14 protein-coding genes and 1 riboswitch are annotated in these 14090 nt (G+C 63.5%); of the genes, 8 read left to right on the top strand and 6 right to left on the bottom strand.

Annotated features, from left to right (window positions below; translation table 11 throughout):
- Window positions 1–240: 240 nt before the first annotated feature.
- Window positions 241–1641 carry a glycosyltransferase gene (locus tag DyAD56_RS17110; RefSeq protein ID WP_102303961.1) on the top strand — a complete coding sequence of 467 codons (1401 nt, stop codon included), beginning with the start codon at window positions 241–243 and terminating at the stop codon, window positions 1639–1641.
- A 13-nt stretch (window positions 1642–1654) separates the two neighbouring features.
- Here DyAD56_RS17110 and DyAD56_RS17105 read toward each other — a convergent pair whose 3' ends face one another.
- Window positions 1655–2065, bottom strand: coding sequence for a hypothetical protein (locus tag DyAD56_RS17105; RefSeq protein ID WP_233202553.1), 411 nt, complete (start codon window positions 2063–2065; stop codon window positions 1655–1657).
- 130 nt (window positions 2066–2195) lie between these two features.
- On the opposite strand from DyAD56_RS17105, the gene trxC reads away from it, so the two are divergent.
- Complete coding sequence (gene trxC, locus DyAD56_RS17100; RefSeq protein WP_102303960.1) at window positions 2196–2633, top strand: thioredoxin TrxC; 438 nt, start codon at window positions 2196–2198, stop codon at window positions 2631–2633.
- A 3-nt stretch (window positions 2634–2636) separates the two neighbouring features.
- Here trxC and DyAD56_RS17095 read toward each other — a convergent pair whose 3' ends face one another.
- Window positions 2637–4196 carry a YdiU family protein gene (locus DyAD56_RS17095; protein ID WP_102303959.1) on the bottom strand — a complete coding sequence of 520 codons (1560 nt, stop codon included), beginning with the start codon at window positions 4194–4196 and terminating at the stop codon, window positions 2637–2639.
- 224 nt (window positions 4197–4420) lie between these two features.
- Here DyAD56_RS17095 and DyAD56_RS17090 point away from each other — a divergent pair, with 224 nt between their 5' ends.
- Window positions 4421–4621 carry a hypothetical protein gene (locus DyAD56_RS17090; protein WP_102303958.1) on the top strand — a complete coding sequence of 67 codons (201 nt, stop codon included), beginning with the start codon at window positions 4421–4423 and terminating at the stop codon, window positions 4619–4621.
- A gap of 26 nt (window positions 4622–4647) precedes the next feature.
- On the opposite strand, the gene DyAD56_RS17085 is transcribed toward DyAD56_RS17090, so the two are convergent.
- The 3 genes from DyAD56_RS17085 to DyAD56_RS17075 form a co-directional block, all read right to left on the bottom strand.
- Window positions 4648–5361 carry a 16S rRNA pseudouridine(516) synthase gene (locus DyAD56_RS17085; RefSeq protein WP_102303957.1) on the bottom strand — a complete coding sequence of 238 codons (714 nt, stop codon included), beginning with the start codon at window positions 5359–5361 and terminating at the stop codon, window positions 4648–4650.
- A complete protein-coding gene (locus tag DyAD56_RS17080; RefSeq protein WP_102303956.1) occupies window positions 5358–6425 on the bottom strand; it encodes a methyltransferase in 1068 nt (355 codons plus the stop codon). Before DyAD56_RS17080 ends, DyAD56_RS17085 begins: the two co-directional genes overlap by 4 nt.
- 66 nt (window positions 6426–6491) lie before the next feature.
- Window positions 6492–7370 (bottom strand): pseudouridine synthase, encoded by an 879-nt coding sequence (locus DyAD56_RS17075; RefSeq protein WP_102303955.1) that lies wholly within the window; start codon window positions 7368–7370, stop codon window positions 6492–6494.
- Window positions 7371–7570: 200 nt separating this feature from the next.
- Between DyAD56_RS17075 and DyAD56_RS17070 the strand changes: the two genes are divergently transcribed.
- Window positions 7571–9595, top strand: coding sequence for a serine protease (locus DyAD56_RS17070; RefSeq protein ID WP_102303954.1), 2025 nt, complete (start codon window positions 7571–7573; stop codon window positions 9593–9595).
- Window positions 9596–9653: 58 nt separating this feature from the next.
- On the opposite strand, the gene DyAD56_RS17065 is transcribed toward DyAD56_RS17070, so the two are convergent.
- Entirely contained in the window at window positions 9654–10922 is a 1269-nt protein-coding gene (locus DyAD56_RS17065; RefSeq protein ID WP_102304020.1) for a multidrug effflux MFS transporter, read from the bottom strand.
- A 91-nt stretch (window positions 10923–11013) separates the two neighbouring features.
- A riboswitch (Fluoride riboswitch) is annotated at window positions 11014–11094 on the top strand.
- Between the two features lie 77 nt (window positions 11095–11171).
- Between DyAD56_RS17065 and crcB the strand changes: the two genes are divergently transcribed.
- The 4 genes from crcB (at window position 11172) to DyAD56_RS17045 (ending at window position 14059) form a co-directional block, all read left to right on the top strand.
- The gene (gene crcB, locus DyAD56_RS17060; RefSeq protein ID WP_102303953.1) at window positions 11172–11555 is read left to right on the top strand and encodes a fluoride efflux transporter CrcB; all 384 of its coding nucleotides are present in this window, start codon (window positions 11172–11174) and stop codon (window positions 11553–11555) included.
- 9 nt (window positions 11556–11564) lie between these two features.
- The gene (locus tag DyAD56_RS17055) at window positions 11565–11909 is read left to right on the top strand and encodes a DUF190 domain-containing protein (protein ID WP_102303952.1); all 345 of its coding nucleotides are present in this window, start codon (window positions 11565–11567) and stop codon (window positions 11907–11909) included.
- Window positions 11910–11933: 24 nt separating this feature from the next.
- Window positions 11934–13079 (top strand): cyclopropane fatty acyl phospholipid synthase, encoded by a 1146-nt coding sequence (cfa, locus tag DyAD56_RS17050; RefSeq protein ID WP_255409228.1) that lies wholly within the window; start codon window positions 11934–11936, stop codon window positions 13077–13079.
- 104 nt (window positions 13080–13183) lie between these two features.
- On the top strand, window positions 13184–14059 hold the full coding sequence (locus DyAD56_RS17045; RefSeq protein WP_102303950.1) for a TraB/GumN family protein: 876 nt from the start codon (window positions 13184–13186) through the stop codon (window positions 14057–14059).
- The last annotated feature ends 31 nt before the right edge of the window (window positions 14060–14090 follow it).

The following is a 14090-nucleotide window of genomic DNA, read 5'->3' as shown; positions in this document are numbered from 1 at the left end:
AAGCCATGGGCCATCACGGGTGAATTGACCGCTTTTCCCGGAGATTGTCGCGATATTGCCGCGCCACCCCACTGGCACAACTCTTGCCCTCAAACTAACGAGAGGCCGAGTTATGGCAAGAAGCCACAGGGCCAACCCGGCGTGCGTGCGCCAGGCGTGTGAAGCGCTTTCCCGCAGTCGCGGGCGGGCGCATCATCCGTCACAGGCACGCGACAGGCCATTGCAGCAGCAGGCTCGCGCATGAGTGTCAACGCACAAGACTGGTCAACAAGACGACGGCCGTTTCCGATAACGGTCCGCCTGCCGCTTGCTGCCGCCAACGACATCTCGATGCATCGCCCGCGCTACGTGCCGGTGGTCTTCAAGTTCATGCTGGCGTTCGCCGTCTCGTTCGGATGGGCCACGTTTGCGTATGTTCTGTCGTCCCATTGGACTGCCGGTTTGGAATCCACCGGAACGCGACTACTGGCTCAGTTGCTCATCCTTGGCATCGCCGTACTTCCGGCTTTCATGAGTGTGTTCCTGGCGACTGGCCTGCTGCTCGATCGGCGCCCCGTGCGTTCTCACTTCGCCGACGGTGATTTTCCCGCGGTGAGTATTTTGATCGCTGCCCACAATGCGCAGGACACCATCCTCGACACGCTGGCCAGCATTGCAGCGCAGCGCTATCCCGCGCCTGTGGAAGTGATGGTGATCAACGATGGATCCACCGATGCCACGCTCGACCGTTTGCGCAGCGCGCGCTACCCATGGCTGGAAGTGCTCGACCTCGCATGCGCTGGCGGCAAATCGAGAGCGCTCAATGCAGGCCTGAGGCTGGCCGCGCATCCCATCACCGTAACGCTGGATGCCGATGCCCACCTGCATCCGCAAGCGCTTCGGCAACTCGTGACGCGCTACTTGAGCGATCCCCCGAATACTGCGGCGGTCGCCGGTGCGGTATTGGTAGGCAATTCGCGGCAAAACCCCATGACGCGCATGCAAGAGTGGGACTATTTCCAAGGCATCTCGGCCACCCGGCGGGTGCAGAGCCTTTGCCAGGGCACGCTGGTCGCGCCCGCAACGTTTTCGCTCTATCGCACCGACATCCTGCGCGTCGTCGGCGGATGGCCCGAATGCGCGGGCGAAGACATCGTGCTGACCTGGGCCATCCTGCGCGACCATCATCGTGTGGGGTATGCGGAGGACGCGATCGCCTTCGTCCGCGTGCCCACTTCGCTTGCATCATTTTTTGAACAACGCCGGAGGTGGTCGCGCGGCGTTGTCGAAGCGCTTAAGACCTACGGCTCGTTGTTATTCCGGCGCAAGCTGAGCACCTTCTTTATCTGGTGGAACCTGCTGTTGCTCTACACCGACCTGATCTACACCGTAGCGCTCATACCCGCCACGGTTCTCGCATGCACTGGCATCTATTGGTTGGCCGGTCCCGTATTGGTGTTCGCGGTACCCATGGCTCTGCTTGGCAACCTCGTTATCTACGCCGTGCAATCGCGTATGTTCCACACGCTTGGGCTCAACGTGCGCAGAAATCCACTGGGGTTGCTCGGTTATGCACTGATCTACGGGCTGCTGCTCAAGCCCGTGAGCATCGCGGGCTATCTCTCGTGCCTCATTCCACGACACGCGCGCCATCGCGTTTGACGAGCACCACGGCTCACGCCATGGGCCACGGCCACCAGCCACCTTCGCGTTGGGCGTAACGATCCGCAGCGCGCTCGAAACGATTGCGTGCGCTGATACCGCCACATGCTGCGTAGAACGGAAGAAACAACGGCCCCAGCACCATGAACTGGAATACGTGCGCTCGTTCGTGGTCTGCCAGAGAAATGCGCGGCTCCTGGCGAAGGCCGGCGCGATGGGCGTAAGTGAAGCACGGCGTGTCGAGCGTATCGCAGGAGTAGAGAATCACGTTGCCCAGCGTCAGTGCGCCTCCAGCGCCCCAGGACGGCATGCGGCGGAAAGCCAGCGCATAGTCGCGGCTGCGCCACTCGGGTCTTGCACCACAGGGCACGCAGGCGAGCCCCGCCACCAGCCCAAGCAGGCTGTTGGGCAAGGTCCAAATCACGCCAGCCGCCAGGCCGGCCCAGCGGCCTGCATGTGAACCTGGCCCTCGCTCGCGCACGTCGCCTCCCTTGTTTCCTGATGCAGGGAACGCCATCTGGCGCTGTAATGAGTTTTGGCCAACGAGGCCCGCTATGTCCACCACGCTGTCCATTCCCTGCCCGCACTGCTCGGCCCTCAATCGCGTGCCGGAGAGCCGCCTGGGCGAACAGCCCGTTTGCGGGCGTTGCAAGCTGAAGTTGTTCGAGGGCAAGCCGGCAACGCTCACCGCGAACAACTTTGACGCAGTGGCAGCACGCGGCGACCTGCCCGTGGTGATCGATTTCTGGGCGCCCTGGTGCGGCCCGTGCATCGGCTTCGCACCAGTCTTCGCCGAAGCGGCAGCGAGCCTGGAGCCACAACTGCGGCTGGCCAAGGTGGACACGGAAGCACAACCGGCACTGGCCCAGCGCTTCGGCATCCGCAGCATCCCGACCTTGCTGGTGATGCGCAACGGTCGCGAAGTGGCACGTCAAGCCGGCGCGCTCAACGGTATGCAGCTACGCCAGTTCCTCGCCAACACGCTGCGCTAAGGCTTATGAACTGCAGGAAAGCATCGAACAACCAGCCTTGTGCATAGCCCATTCCGGACGCTTCCGTGCGAATCGCTCGCGCCCCGGCTGATCATCGTAAGGACGGCGCATGACGTCGAGTAATTCCTGGATGCCGCTGTAATCGCCTTCCGACGCGCGATCGATAGCTTCCTGTGCGAGATAGTTGCGTAGAACGTAGCGCGGATTGGCAGCACGCATGCGCGCGCGATGCTCTTCGCCGGAAAGTTCGTCCTCACGTATGCGCAATGCGTAGTTGTCGAGCCATGCCTGGAGGGCGGGCTCGTGTTGCTCTCGCTTGGCATCGTCGTAGAACGATTCCTGTAGCGGCGCCAGTGAGGGCTGGGCTGGGTCGACATCAGCCAGGGCGCGGAAGAACAGCGTCATGTCCACGTCGGCCTCCGTGAGCAGTGCGTACAGCTCTCCCATGCGCTCCACGTCCTCGTCCTTGCACGCCGACAGGCCCAGCTTGCCAGCGATGTTGGCGCGATCGGCTTCCGCGTAAGCGGCGGCGTAACGATCGAGACCAGCCTGCAAAGGTTCCGTGCCGCTGAACAGCGGCGCCAGCGCCATGGCAAGACGGCTGAGGTTCCACCACGCCACGTTCGGCTGTTGACCGAAACGATAGCGTCGGCGTCCTGCATCAGTGGTATTGGGTGTCCATTCCGGATCGAGATTGTCGATCCAACCATATGGGCCGTAGTCGATGGTGAGCCCGAGGATGGACATGTTGTCGGTGTTCATCACGCCATGCACGAAACCCACGCGCATCCAATGCGCCACCATGCGTGCCGTGCGCTCACACACCTCGGCGAACCATTGCGCGTACAGCGGTTCACCCGCTCCTTGCAGGTGGGGGAAATCGCGAGCGATGGTGAAGTCGACCAAGCGTTTCAGTAGCGCGATATCTCCGCGCGCCGACGGCAATTCGAAATTACCGAAGCGAATGAACGAAGGAGCGACGCGACACACGATGGCACCCGGCTCTTGCTGCGGATGCCCGTCGTAAAACATGTCGCGCACTACGGTGTCACCCGTCACCACCAGGCTGAGCGCGCGCGTCGTCGGTACGCCGAGGTGATGCATCGCTTCGCTACACAGGAACTCGCGAACGGACGACCTCAGCACCGCGCGTCCATCGGCGCCACGCGAGTATGGTGTGCGGCCGGCGCCCTTCAGTTGCAGCTCCCAACGCTCGCCGGCATGCGTAAGCACCTCGCCCAGCGAGATCGCCCGCCCGTCACCCAGCTGATCCGCCCAGACGCCAAACTGGTGACCGCCATAGTTGGCCGCAAACGGCTCCATGCCTTCGAGCAGCGCATTGCCGCCCAGCACTTGGGCCAATTCCGGGCTCGCCATCTCTGCTGGATCGAGACCCAAGGCCTGCGCCATCTCGGCCGACCAGGCCACCACCTGCGGTGCCGCCACCGGCGTGGGCTCGACCCTTGAATAAAGGGCACCCAGCACTTGGCGCGGGTGCGAACCCTGCCCGGCATCGGCCGGCAGTTCGCGGACGAAAGCGTTGTCGAACGTCAGGCGAGTCATGACAACACGCGGCCAGGGAGGCCGCCCATCCATGGACGGGCCACAAACAGCGGAGATCTCGCCTGAAAAACGCAGAACATTGCGTGATTTACCTTGGTAGAAATTGTGACAACCTTGCTAAGAACTTACGCCGATATTCAGTGCCAATTGGCATTTGTGTATCGCACGTGAAGCTGGTTATATGAGGTCGAAACGGCCGCACAGGGGCGGTCGGGAGTCTGAACATGCACATGCTTCTCGCACGTTCCGCCCTCGGGCGCGGAATGCAGCTGGTGGCAGGGATGCTGAACCTCAAGGACAGCCAGGACGTCCGCAATAACCAACGCCAAGGGCAAGGCAGCTTCCAGCTGATTTCCTGGCAACCTGGCGCACATTCCCGACGCGAGGACGAAATCGCGCGTCGCCGGCAGAATCCGTTCGGCTGAAAGAACGCCCGATGCGCGCGTGCGCATCAAGCGTCCGCCGGTGGTTCAAAGATGCGCGCGATATCCCGCTCTTCAAGGGCGCGCCACTCGCCTGGCGGCAGATCACCCAGCGTCAGCGCACCCACAGATATACGCGTCAGCGTTTCCACGTGATTGCCCACGGCGGCGAACATGCGACGCACCTGGTGGTAACGCCCTTCCGTGAGCGTGAGGCGTACGCGACGAGGCTCCAGTACCTGCAGCACCGCAGGTTCCAGTGGCTCTTTCTCCGACTCCAGCATCATCGTGCCACTCGCGAAGAGCGTGCCTTCATCGCCTTGTAGGTCGTTTGCCAGCGTGGCTTCGTACACCTTGGCGACGCGCGCCTTCGGCGAAATGATCCGGTGCAAAAGTGCGCCGTCGTCGGTAAAGAGCAGCACCCCCGAGGTATCGCGATCGAGGCGTCCCACGGTGGAAAGCGAGGGGTCGCGCATGCGGTAACGCGGCGGCAGCAGATCGTAGACGACGCGTCCGATGTCCTTGCGCGAGCACGTCGCGCCCAACGGCTTGTGCATCATCAGAATCAGGCCCGTCGGCGGATCCAGCGGCTCCTCGTCGACGCGGATGTGCTCGTGCGCCACCTTGTCGTCGGCGTAGAGCACCTCGCCATCCGGATCGGTGATGCGTCCTTCGCGGAACATCAGCGCAACGTCTTTCCGGCTGCCATAGCCGAGGTTGGCGATCAGTTTGACCAGCTTCATACGCGCACTCCGCGAGCCTCGATTACCTTGAAACCGTCCTGCGTCACCACTGTACGTACCTCGTTGAAACGTGAGGCCAGCGTGGCCTCATAGGGAAGATGGCGATTGGCCACCAGCCAGAATCTGCCGTGCGGCAACAAGGCATTGGCGGCGGTATCGATGAAAGCGCGACCGAGCTCGGGAAGGTCGGCACGCCCCTGATGGAAAGGCGGATTGCTCACGATGGCGTCGTAGCGGCGCGGCAGGCCCTGCGTGACATCGTGCCAGTGCACCGAGAACGCCACGGCCCGACCACAGGTTTCCTGGGCACGCACGAGATTCTGCCGGGCCGGCTCCAGCGCCCGCGCCTCGGCTTCATAAAGGTCGATGGATGACACGGCCGGGCAATGCGTGACCACCTGCGTCGACAGATAGCCATAACCCGCGCCAAGGTCGGCCACGTCGCCTGCGAGATCGCGGGGCAATTGCGCGGCCAGCAAGGCCGACGCAGTGTCGACCCGGTCCCAGGCGAACAGACCCGGACGGCTGATGTAGCCCGCATCGTTGAGGCGTGGTGCATCGAGCAACGCCCAGGCGTCCCGCAAGCCGGCATCCACCTGCGCGCCGACAGGCTGCGTCCAGAACACGCGGCATTTGTGCTTGGACAGGTGCTGCAGCGGCCCCGCCAGGCTCGCCAGATCGCCCTCAGCAGATTTAGCGCCCTCGGCATTGGGTACGGCAGCGAGCACCACGCCCCCAGCCGATACCCTGCGCAAGGCCTGCGCGAACAGCGCGCGGGCTTCGTCGCGCTGGCGCGGCGGCAGCACCAACACCATCGGGAAGCATTCCTCGCTACCCGGCGGCGACACATTCAGACCGCTGCGCACCAGAGCGTCGGCGAATGGCTTGAAACTCTGCTCGCACACCCAGCCCCTTCCCGCCATCTCACGCAACCGGAAACCGTCGCGTGCGCGCAGAAACAACACGCGTCCGTCGGCCGGGCGCAGCAACTTGCCGGTATCAAATGGCACGAAGAGGGCCTCCAGCGCCACGTCGTGGGCAGCAGGAGAAAACAAAGCGGGCATCGGGCAGGTCGATCCTTGGATGGGTCGCCTATGTTACCAACCGCGACCGCCCTGCCCCATGCGCGGTCATGCGATGGGCAGCAGCTCCAGTTCGCTGACGAATTCTCTTGGCGCGCCGCTGAGCGGATCGAGGAAGGACAGCCGCCGGGCCAGCAACTGCAGGGGGCGCGCGTGATCGTCCGGCTGGGGTTCCGGCAGATCCGGGTAGAACGGGTCGTGCAGAATCGGCGCGCCCAGCGCTGCCATATGTACCCGCAGTTGATGCTTTTTCCCGGTGACCGGTTGCAGCGCGTAACGCCAGTGCGCGCCGTGACGCTCCGATACCGCGACGCGCGTTTCGCTATTGGGCTCGCCTGGCACTTCGTGCATGCGGAAGAACGGCTCGCCCGCTTCGATGCGCGAACGACGGACCAACGGAAAGGACTGTGCCGGCAGCGGCGATGCCCATGCTTCGTAGTCCTTCTCGATGTGCCGATGGCGGAACAACGACTGATAGGCGGCACGGCTAGCCGGATTGGCCGAAAACATCACCAGCCCTGCGGTATGCCGGTCGATGCGATGCAACGGCACGAGGTCGGTGTTGCTGAGCGTGCGGGTCAGCCGCGCCAGCACCGTTTCTTCCACGAAGCCACCTGCCGGCGTCACCGGCAGAAAATGCGGCTTGTCCACCACCACCAGATGGGCATCGACGTGCAGCAGGGTTTCGTGGAACGGGATCGGCGCCTCCTGCGGCACCTCGCGGAAGTAATGCACGCATAGCCCCGCGCGGTAGGGCACGTCGGCGCGCATCGGCTGGCCCGCCTCGTCGAGCACGCGCCCACGGGCGAAACGATCCGCCCAGGTGGCGCGTTCGATTCGGGGAAACAGCGCGCACAGGGCGTCCAGCACGGAATCCCATGAGCCCTGCGGCAGATGCACGGTACTGGCAGCGGGCGGGCGTGACATGGGACGGCTCCACGGAAGCGGCTCGCAGCTTAAACCTGTTCGGGTGTACTGGTGCTCAAGCTACTGACGTGTCATCGGCACAACTTGCGACGTACACCATTCCAACGCCCGATCCGTTGGATAAACTCACGGGCGGGACAGGGCTTTCATGCCCAGGGGATGGCGCCACCCAGCGCGCCGACAACACAACGAGGCAGCACATGGATAAGCCGGCAACCAACGCACGGCAAGCGCTTACTTCGAAGCACCCGCGCGCATGGCGACGTGTTGGATGGCTGACCGGACTGGCACTGGCGACCCTGTCGCCGCTGCATGCCGCAACGATGGACCCAGCCGTGCTGCCGCAGGTGCAGGCCGCGACCTTCGAGGTGGTCATCCCCAAACCCGGTAAGGACCCCCTTACCTACGAAAAGCCGCTGCCGCTCGACCAGTTGCCGTATCAGGAGCGCACGGACAAGTACTACTCCGTCGGTACCGCATTCGCCATTGGCGAGAACCGTTACGTCACCGCCGGCCACGTCATCGCGATAGGCATCGACAGCCTGATGGGCGAACCGGCCCTGCGCGATGCCAGCGGCCACGTCTACGCCATCGACAAGATCACGCGCTACTCGCTGCACGAGGATTTCGTCGAGTTCACGCTGAAAGATCCACCCAAGGTCGCCCCGCTCGCGGTAAACACCCAGCCCGAAATGAACGAAGTGGTTTACGCGGTTGGCAACGCGCTGGGCACCGGTATCGTGATCCGCGACGGCCTTTACACCTCGCAGACGCCGGAAGAGCAGGATGGTCGCTGGAAATGGCTACGCTTCTCCGCGGCGGCTTCGCCCGGCAACAGTGGCGGCCCTCTGTTGGACAAGGATGGCAAGGTTGTCGGCGTAGTGGTGATGAAGTCGCCCGACGAGAACCTCAACTATGCGCTGCCTATCGACCTGGTACTGAAGGCCCCGGCCAATCTCGGCGAAATCGACACGCGCGAGAGCTATCAGTTGGATGTGATCGAGGAGAAGCACACCGGCGCGTTCAAGGCGCAGTTTCCGCTTCCCAAGTCGTTCGCGGATTTCAGCGCCACCTACCAGAAGCTGCACAACGCCGACGTTGACCAGAAGCTCCACGACCTGCTCACCGAGAATGCCGCCACCCTGTTCCCCAATGGCGCCGGATCGAGCCGCCTGCTGCACAGCAACTCCAATCTCAATGCCTTCCCCACCCTGCTTCACCGCAACAGCAACGGCGACTGGACGATTGCGACAGCCAATGAAAGCAAGGCGGTGCTGCCGCGCAACGGATACCTGAGCCGGGCTGTGGTGGGTCAACAGATGATGTTCCACCTGCGTAAGCCTGACGATGTCACCAGCAAGCAGCTCTACGCTGACTCGAAGCTGTTCATGGATCTGGCGCTGAAGGCCGCCCCCTTGCAGCGCCGCGTGGGCGCAGAGCAAGTGAAGATCACCTCGCTCGGCAAGCCGTCGCTGGAGCGCGACTACACCGATGCCTACCAGCGTCGCTGGCAGATCCGCGAATGGCCGATGGCGTACAACAATGGGCTGCTGATAGCTTTCCTGCTGCCGGTGCCGGACGGTTATGCGGCCGTGGTCCGCATCACCAACAACCGCACCGAGCACGAAGACATGGCGGACCTGACGCAGCTCGCCAACTTCGTCTACCTGTCCTACAGCGGCACGCTGGCGCAGTGGAAAGAGTTTCTGGCCAACACCGACCTGTTGCCCAGCGTACTGTCGGACATCGCCATCCGCTTCAACTACGGCGACGACTTCAAGTACCAGTCTAAGCGCATCGGTTTCGCCTATACGCCATCGCTGCAGAAGATCGATGCGGACAGCCAGCTCGTGCTTGGCATGTCCTACTTCCAGGACCGCGGCAAGACGATCTGGGACGTCTCGAAGGTCGAGGTGAGATCCAACGTGGAGAACGCCGAGCGCGTGACCGTCGGCCGCCACGTCGCGCCCTCGGACGATCTGGACGACAGCTTCCGCAACCACTGGGGCAAGATCGTCAATCGCAGCCACCCCGACGATGGCGTGCCGTACAGCGAGAACGACATGACCTACATCGGCGCCGTGGGCGGCACCCAAGCCAGTGCCGACATCAAGCCGGAAGTGCTCTATACGGCGTTCTACGGCGTGGATGGACCACGCCCCGAAGAGGCCATGAAGGGCAAGCTCAACCTGCTGCTGGAGAAGCTGCAGGTCAACGAGCACTGATAAGGCAGGCGCGGAGTCGCATGACTCCGCGCCTCGACCATAAGCGTAACGCCACGCGTCAGCGCGGCTCGGTGATTTCCGTCTGCAATTCCACCTCGACCTCGGCCGCTGCGGTATGCGGCACGCGCGGTCGTTCAGCCAGTCGCAGGTACCAGCGCCACGCGAACCAGCCGACCAACGTCAGCACGCTTGCGCCAAGCGCCAGATAGGCCATGTGCCCGGACAATAGCGGCGACAGCACGCCGGCCACGATCGCGCACAGCAACAGACTGCAGAATGCCTGCACTGACGACGCGCCGCCACGGCGCTGTGGAAACCGGTCGAGCAGCAACAGGGTGAGCGTGGGGAATGCCAGCTGCACGCCGATGCCATGCAGCACCAGCGGCAACATGGACCATGGCAACACTGGCTCGGACGTGATGAGCGCCATCAGTACGTGCAGCCCGCACGCCGCCAACATGGCGCCATAACCCAGGTTCACCGTGTACCTGACGCTGCGGCGATTGGCCATGCGTCCCGACATCCACGCGCCAATCATCAGGCCCGCCACGGTGGGCAGGAACAGCCACGGGAATCCCTGCGCGGACAGATGCAGGAGGTCGCGAATGATGTGCGGCGCGGAGGCGATGTACAGGAAAAGGCCCGCGAAATTCACTGTGCACGACAACAGCAACGGCCAGAACGGGCGATCCTTGCCGAAGCTCACGTAGCCGCGGACCAGAGTGGTTGCGTTGAACGGTGTGCGTGCCGCTGGCGGATGCGTTTCCTCCAGGAACAGCACCAGGGCCACCGCGATCATCAGGGTGAACCCCATCAGCACCCAGAAGATGCCGTGCCAGCCATTGAGAAAGAGCAACTGTGCACCGACGATCGGGGCGATCACCGGCGCGACGCTGAAGATCATCATCACCCGCGACATCATCTGCTGCGCCGCCGCCCCTTCCAGGCTGTCGCGCACGATGGCGCGCCCAACAACCAGACCGGCGCCGGCACAGACACCCTGCAGGCAGCGACACGTCAGCAGCATGCTGTAGGAGGTCGACATCGCCGCGCCCGCGGACGCCAGCGCATAGACCAGCATGCCGGCAACGATCACCGGCTTGCGGCCAATCGCATCGGAGATGGCACCATGGAACAGGCTCATCACGGCGTAGGTGATCAGGTACACGCTGATCAGTTGCTGCAGCCCGGAGCTGTCCACGCCGAAACGCTCGCCGATCAGCGGGAATGCCGGAAATACGGCGTCGATCGAGAACGGACCGATCATCGACAGGCCCGCCAGCAGCCACGGCAGGCTGCGCCGGACGGGGCGCGGGGAAGATGTCATGAGCGTGGCACGGCGGGCGAGGAGCACCGAGTATAGCGGTGGCGTCCCTGCTCCCGAGCCATGACGTTCGAGGGATCATCCGCTACGATGATTGGCACACGGAGATGGCATGCCTCCGGCCCCAGCCGGGGCGAACCACCCTTCCCTTAGGGTTGATGATGCCTGCACCGCCGGACTTTCCGGGGCGCAGGCGCGTGCCTGTTTCCAGGAAGTCCTTCCAGCGAAGTTCTTCAGTGAGGAGACGACAACGTGGGCTTTACCGGATTTCTCGCCGTCGGCGTGGGGGGCGTACTGGGGTGCTGGTTACGCTGGATGCTCGGCGTGCTGCTCAACCCCATCTTTCCCACCGTACCGCTGGGCACCTTGGCCGCCAACCTGGTCGGCGGCCTGCTGATGGGCGTGGTACTGGGTGTATTTGACCACTTCCAATCCCTGCCGCCCGAGCTTCGCCTGTTTGCCGCCACGGGCTTTCTGGGCGGCCTCACCACCTTTTCCACGTTCTCGGCGGAATCAACCACGCTGTTACTACGTCAGCAGTATCTTTGGTTCGGCGGCCACATGGCCCTCCATCTGGTCGGCTCCATCGCGATGACCATCTCCGGCATCGCCCTCACCCGCACCGTGCTGCGCTAGAGGTGCTTTATGGAAAACCTTCACCAAGGCGTACTACTCAGCTTCTACACCCATGCGCGGGCATGCCACGACGGCAAGCTGGTTTACGAGTGGCTGCTTGAACACGCGCGCAAACAGGGCATTGGCGGCGGCTCGGCGTTCCGCGCCATCTGTGGATTCGGTCGACACGGCGTGCTGCGCGAGGAACAGTTCTTTGAGCTCGCGGATGATCTGGCCGTGAAAGTGGAGTTTCTGCTGAGCGAGGCGCAGGCCCAGGCGTTGCTGCAAACGGTGCGTGACAGCCGTGTCGACGCGGTGTATGCAATCGCTTCCGCAAGCTTCGGCTTGTTGAGCAAGGCACCAGGCGCCAGCTGAAGCCGCCATGCCGCTCCTGTTCGCATCGTCACCACGTCAAACGAGGAACGCATGAGCCAGGATTCACTGAAGGCACGGGCTGCCAGCCTGCTCCAACATGCCGGCATTCGCCTCGACGGAGCACGCCCCACCGACATGCACGTGCACGACGAACGTCTCTACGCGCGCGTATTCGCGCACGGCTCGCTCGGCCTGGGCGAAAGCTACATGGACGGCTGGTGGGACAGCGAGGATCTGCCGGGCATGTTCACGCGCATCCTCGGTGCGCAACTGGACACTGAGCTGAAGACGCTCGATACGATGCTGGCGCACCTGAAGGCGCGCTTCATCAACATGCAGCGCGGAGATCACGCTTTCGAGATCGGTCGCGCGCATTACGATCTGGGTAACGACCTGTTCGAGGCCATGCTGGGCAAATGGCTGATGTATTCCTGCGGCTACTGGGCAGAGGCAAACAACCTCGACGACGCCCAGGAAGCCAAGCTCGACCTGATTTGCCGCAAGCTGCGCCTGCAGCCTGGACAACGCGTGCTGGACATCGGTTGCGGCTGGGGCATGGCGTTGAAATTTGCGGCGGAACGTTATGGCGTGCAGGGCGTAGGCATTACCGTCTCGCAGGAACAGGCCGCCTATGCGCGTGAGCTATGCGGCGACCTGCCAGTGGAGATTCGCCTGCAGGACTACCGCGAACTCAACGAACCGTTTGACGCTGTCTTCTCCATCGGCATGTTCGAGCACGTGGGCGCGCTTAACTACCGTTCCTTTTTCGAGGTGGCGCGCCGCTGCCTGCGCGACGACGGCCTGTTGGTACTCCACTGCATCGGCAGCAACGGCACACCCGGCCGCCCCGATCCGTGGATCGAGAAGTACATCTTCCCCAACTCGATGATCCCGGCGGCCAGTCAGGTCACCGAGGCGCTGCAGAATCTGTTCGTGGTGGAGGACTGGCACAACTTCGGCGCCGATTACGACCTGACGCTCACCGCGTGGCGCGCCAATTTCGACGCGGCTTGGGCACAGCTTTCGGCGCATTACGACGACCGCTTCCGGCGCATGTGGCGTTTCTATCTCGCCGTATCCGCTGCTGTATTCCGCAGCCGACGCGACCAGCTCTGGCAGCTGACGCTCAGCCCCCACGGCGTCCCCGGCGGCTATCGCGTTCCCCGCTGATTTCGCTTGCAGCAGGCCACGCAGCGCACGATAGTGCCCTTATCTGCAGGCTGAAGGCCCATGCCCGCCATAACACGTTGTCCGCCTTTGCTCCGGGATTTGCATTGAAACTGTTTCGACGATTGGCCGCCGCGCTGGCTCTGAACTTCCTGCTCGTCACGGCAGCGGCGGCTCTGCCCGGCCTGTGGGTGGCCAAGAACGACCACGCCACGGTCTACCTGTTCGGCACGGTGCACTTGCTGCCCGCGGACACGAACTGGAAATCACCCGCGCTGGACAAGGCGCTGGACGAAAGTCAGCGCCTGAGCATCGAAATCGTCGACGACGACGCGGCCTCCATGCAGACGCTGGTCATGCAGCACGGCTTGGATCTCAGCCAACCGTTGTCCAGCAAGCTCGACGAGAAGGAGCGCACGCAGCTGGAACAGGCGGCGGAAACCGCCAAGCTTCCCGGCGGCGTGGCGGCGCTTCAACCCATGCGCCCCTGGCTGGCGGCCCTCACGCTAACCATGGCGCCGCTGATGCAGGCTGGCCTGGATCCAAACCAGGGCGTGGACAAGCTGCTCAAGGCCCGCATGCAACAGGCCGGCAAGCCGGTCGACGGGCTGGAAACGGCCGAACAGCAGATCGTCATGCTGGCCGACCTGCCCGAGTCCATGCAGCTGGATTTTCTGCGTCAGTCCTTCAAGGAAGTGGCCGACGGCCCGGCGAAGCTGCGCGAACTGATCGACGCCTGGCGCAACGGCAATACCGCGGCCATCGCCCACATTGAAGACGAAGATCTGCGCAAGGACAGCCCGCTGCTCTACCAGCGCCTGATCGTCGAGCGTAATCAGGCTTGGGCGAAGACCATCGCCGAGCGCATGCAGCAACCCGGCGTGAGCTTCGTGGCCGTGGGCGCCGGTCATCTCGCGGGGCCCGACAGCCTGCAGGAGCAGTTGCGCAAGCTGGGCATCAAGACCTCCCGCATTCAGGAATAACCGCGAGCCCCGGCGGCTTCCGGCTTCTTGC

Origin of the sequence: Dyella sp. AD56, assembly GCF_002878475.1 — a bacterium.
Taxonomy (GTDB): Bacteria; Pseudomonadota; Gammaproteobacteria; order Xanthomonadales; family Rhodanobacteraceae; genus Dyella.
Note: the sequence above shows the minus strand (reverse complement) of the source record. Positions and strands in the feature narration are given on the sequence as shown.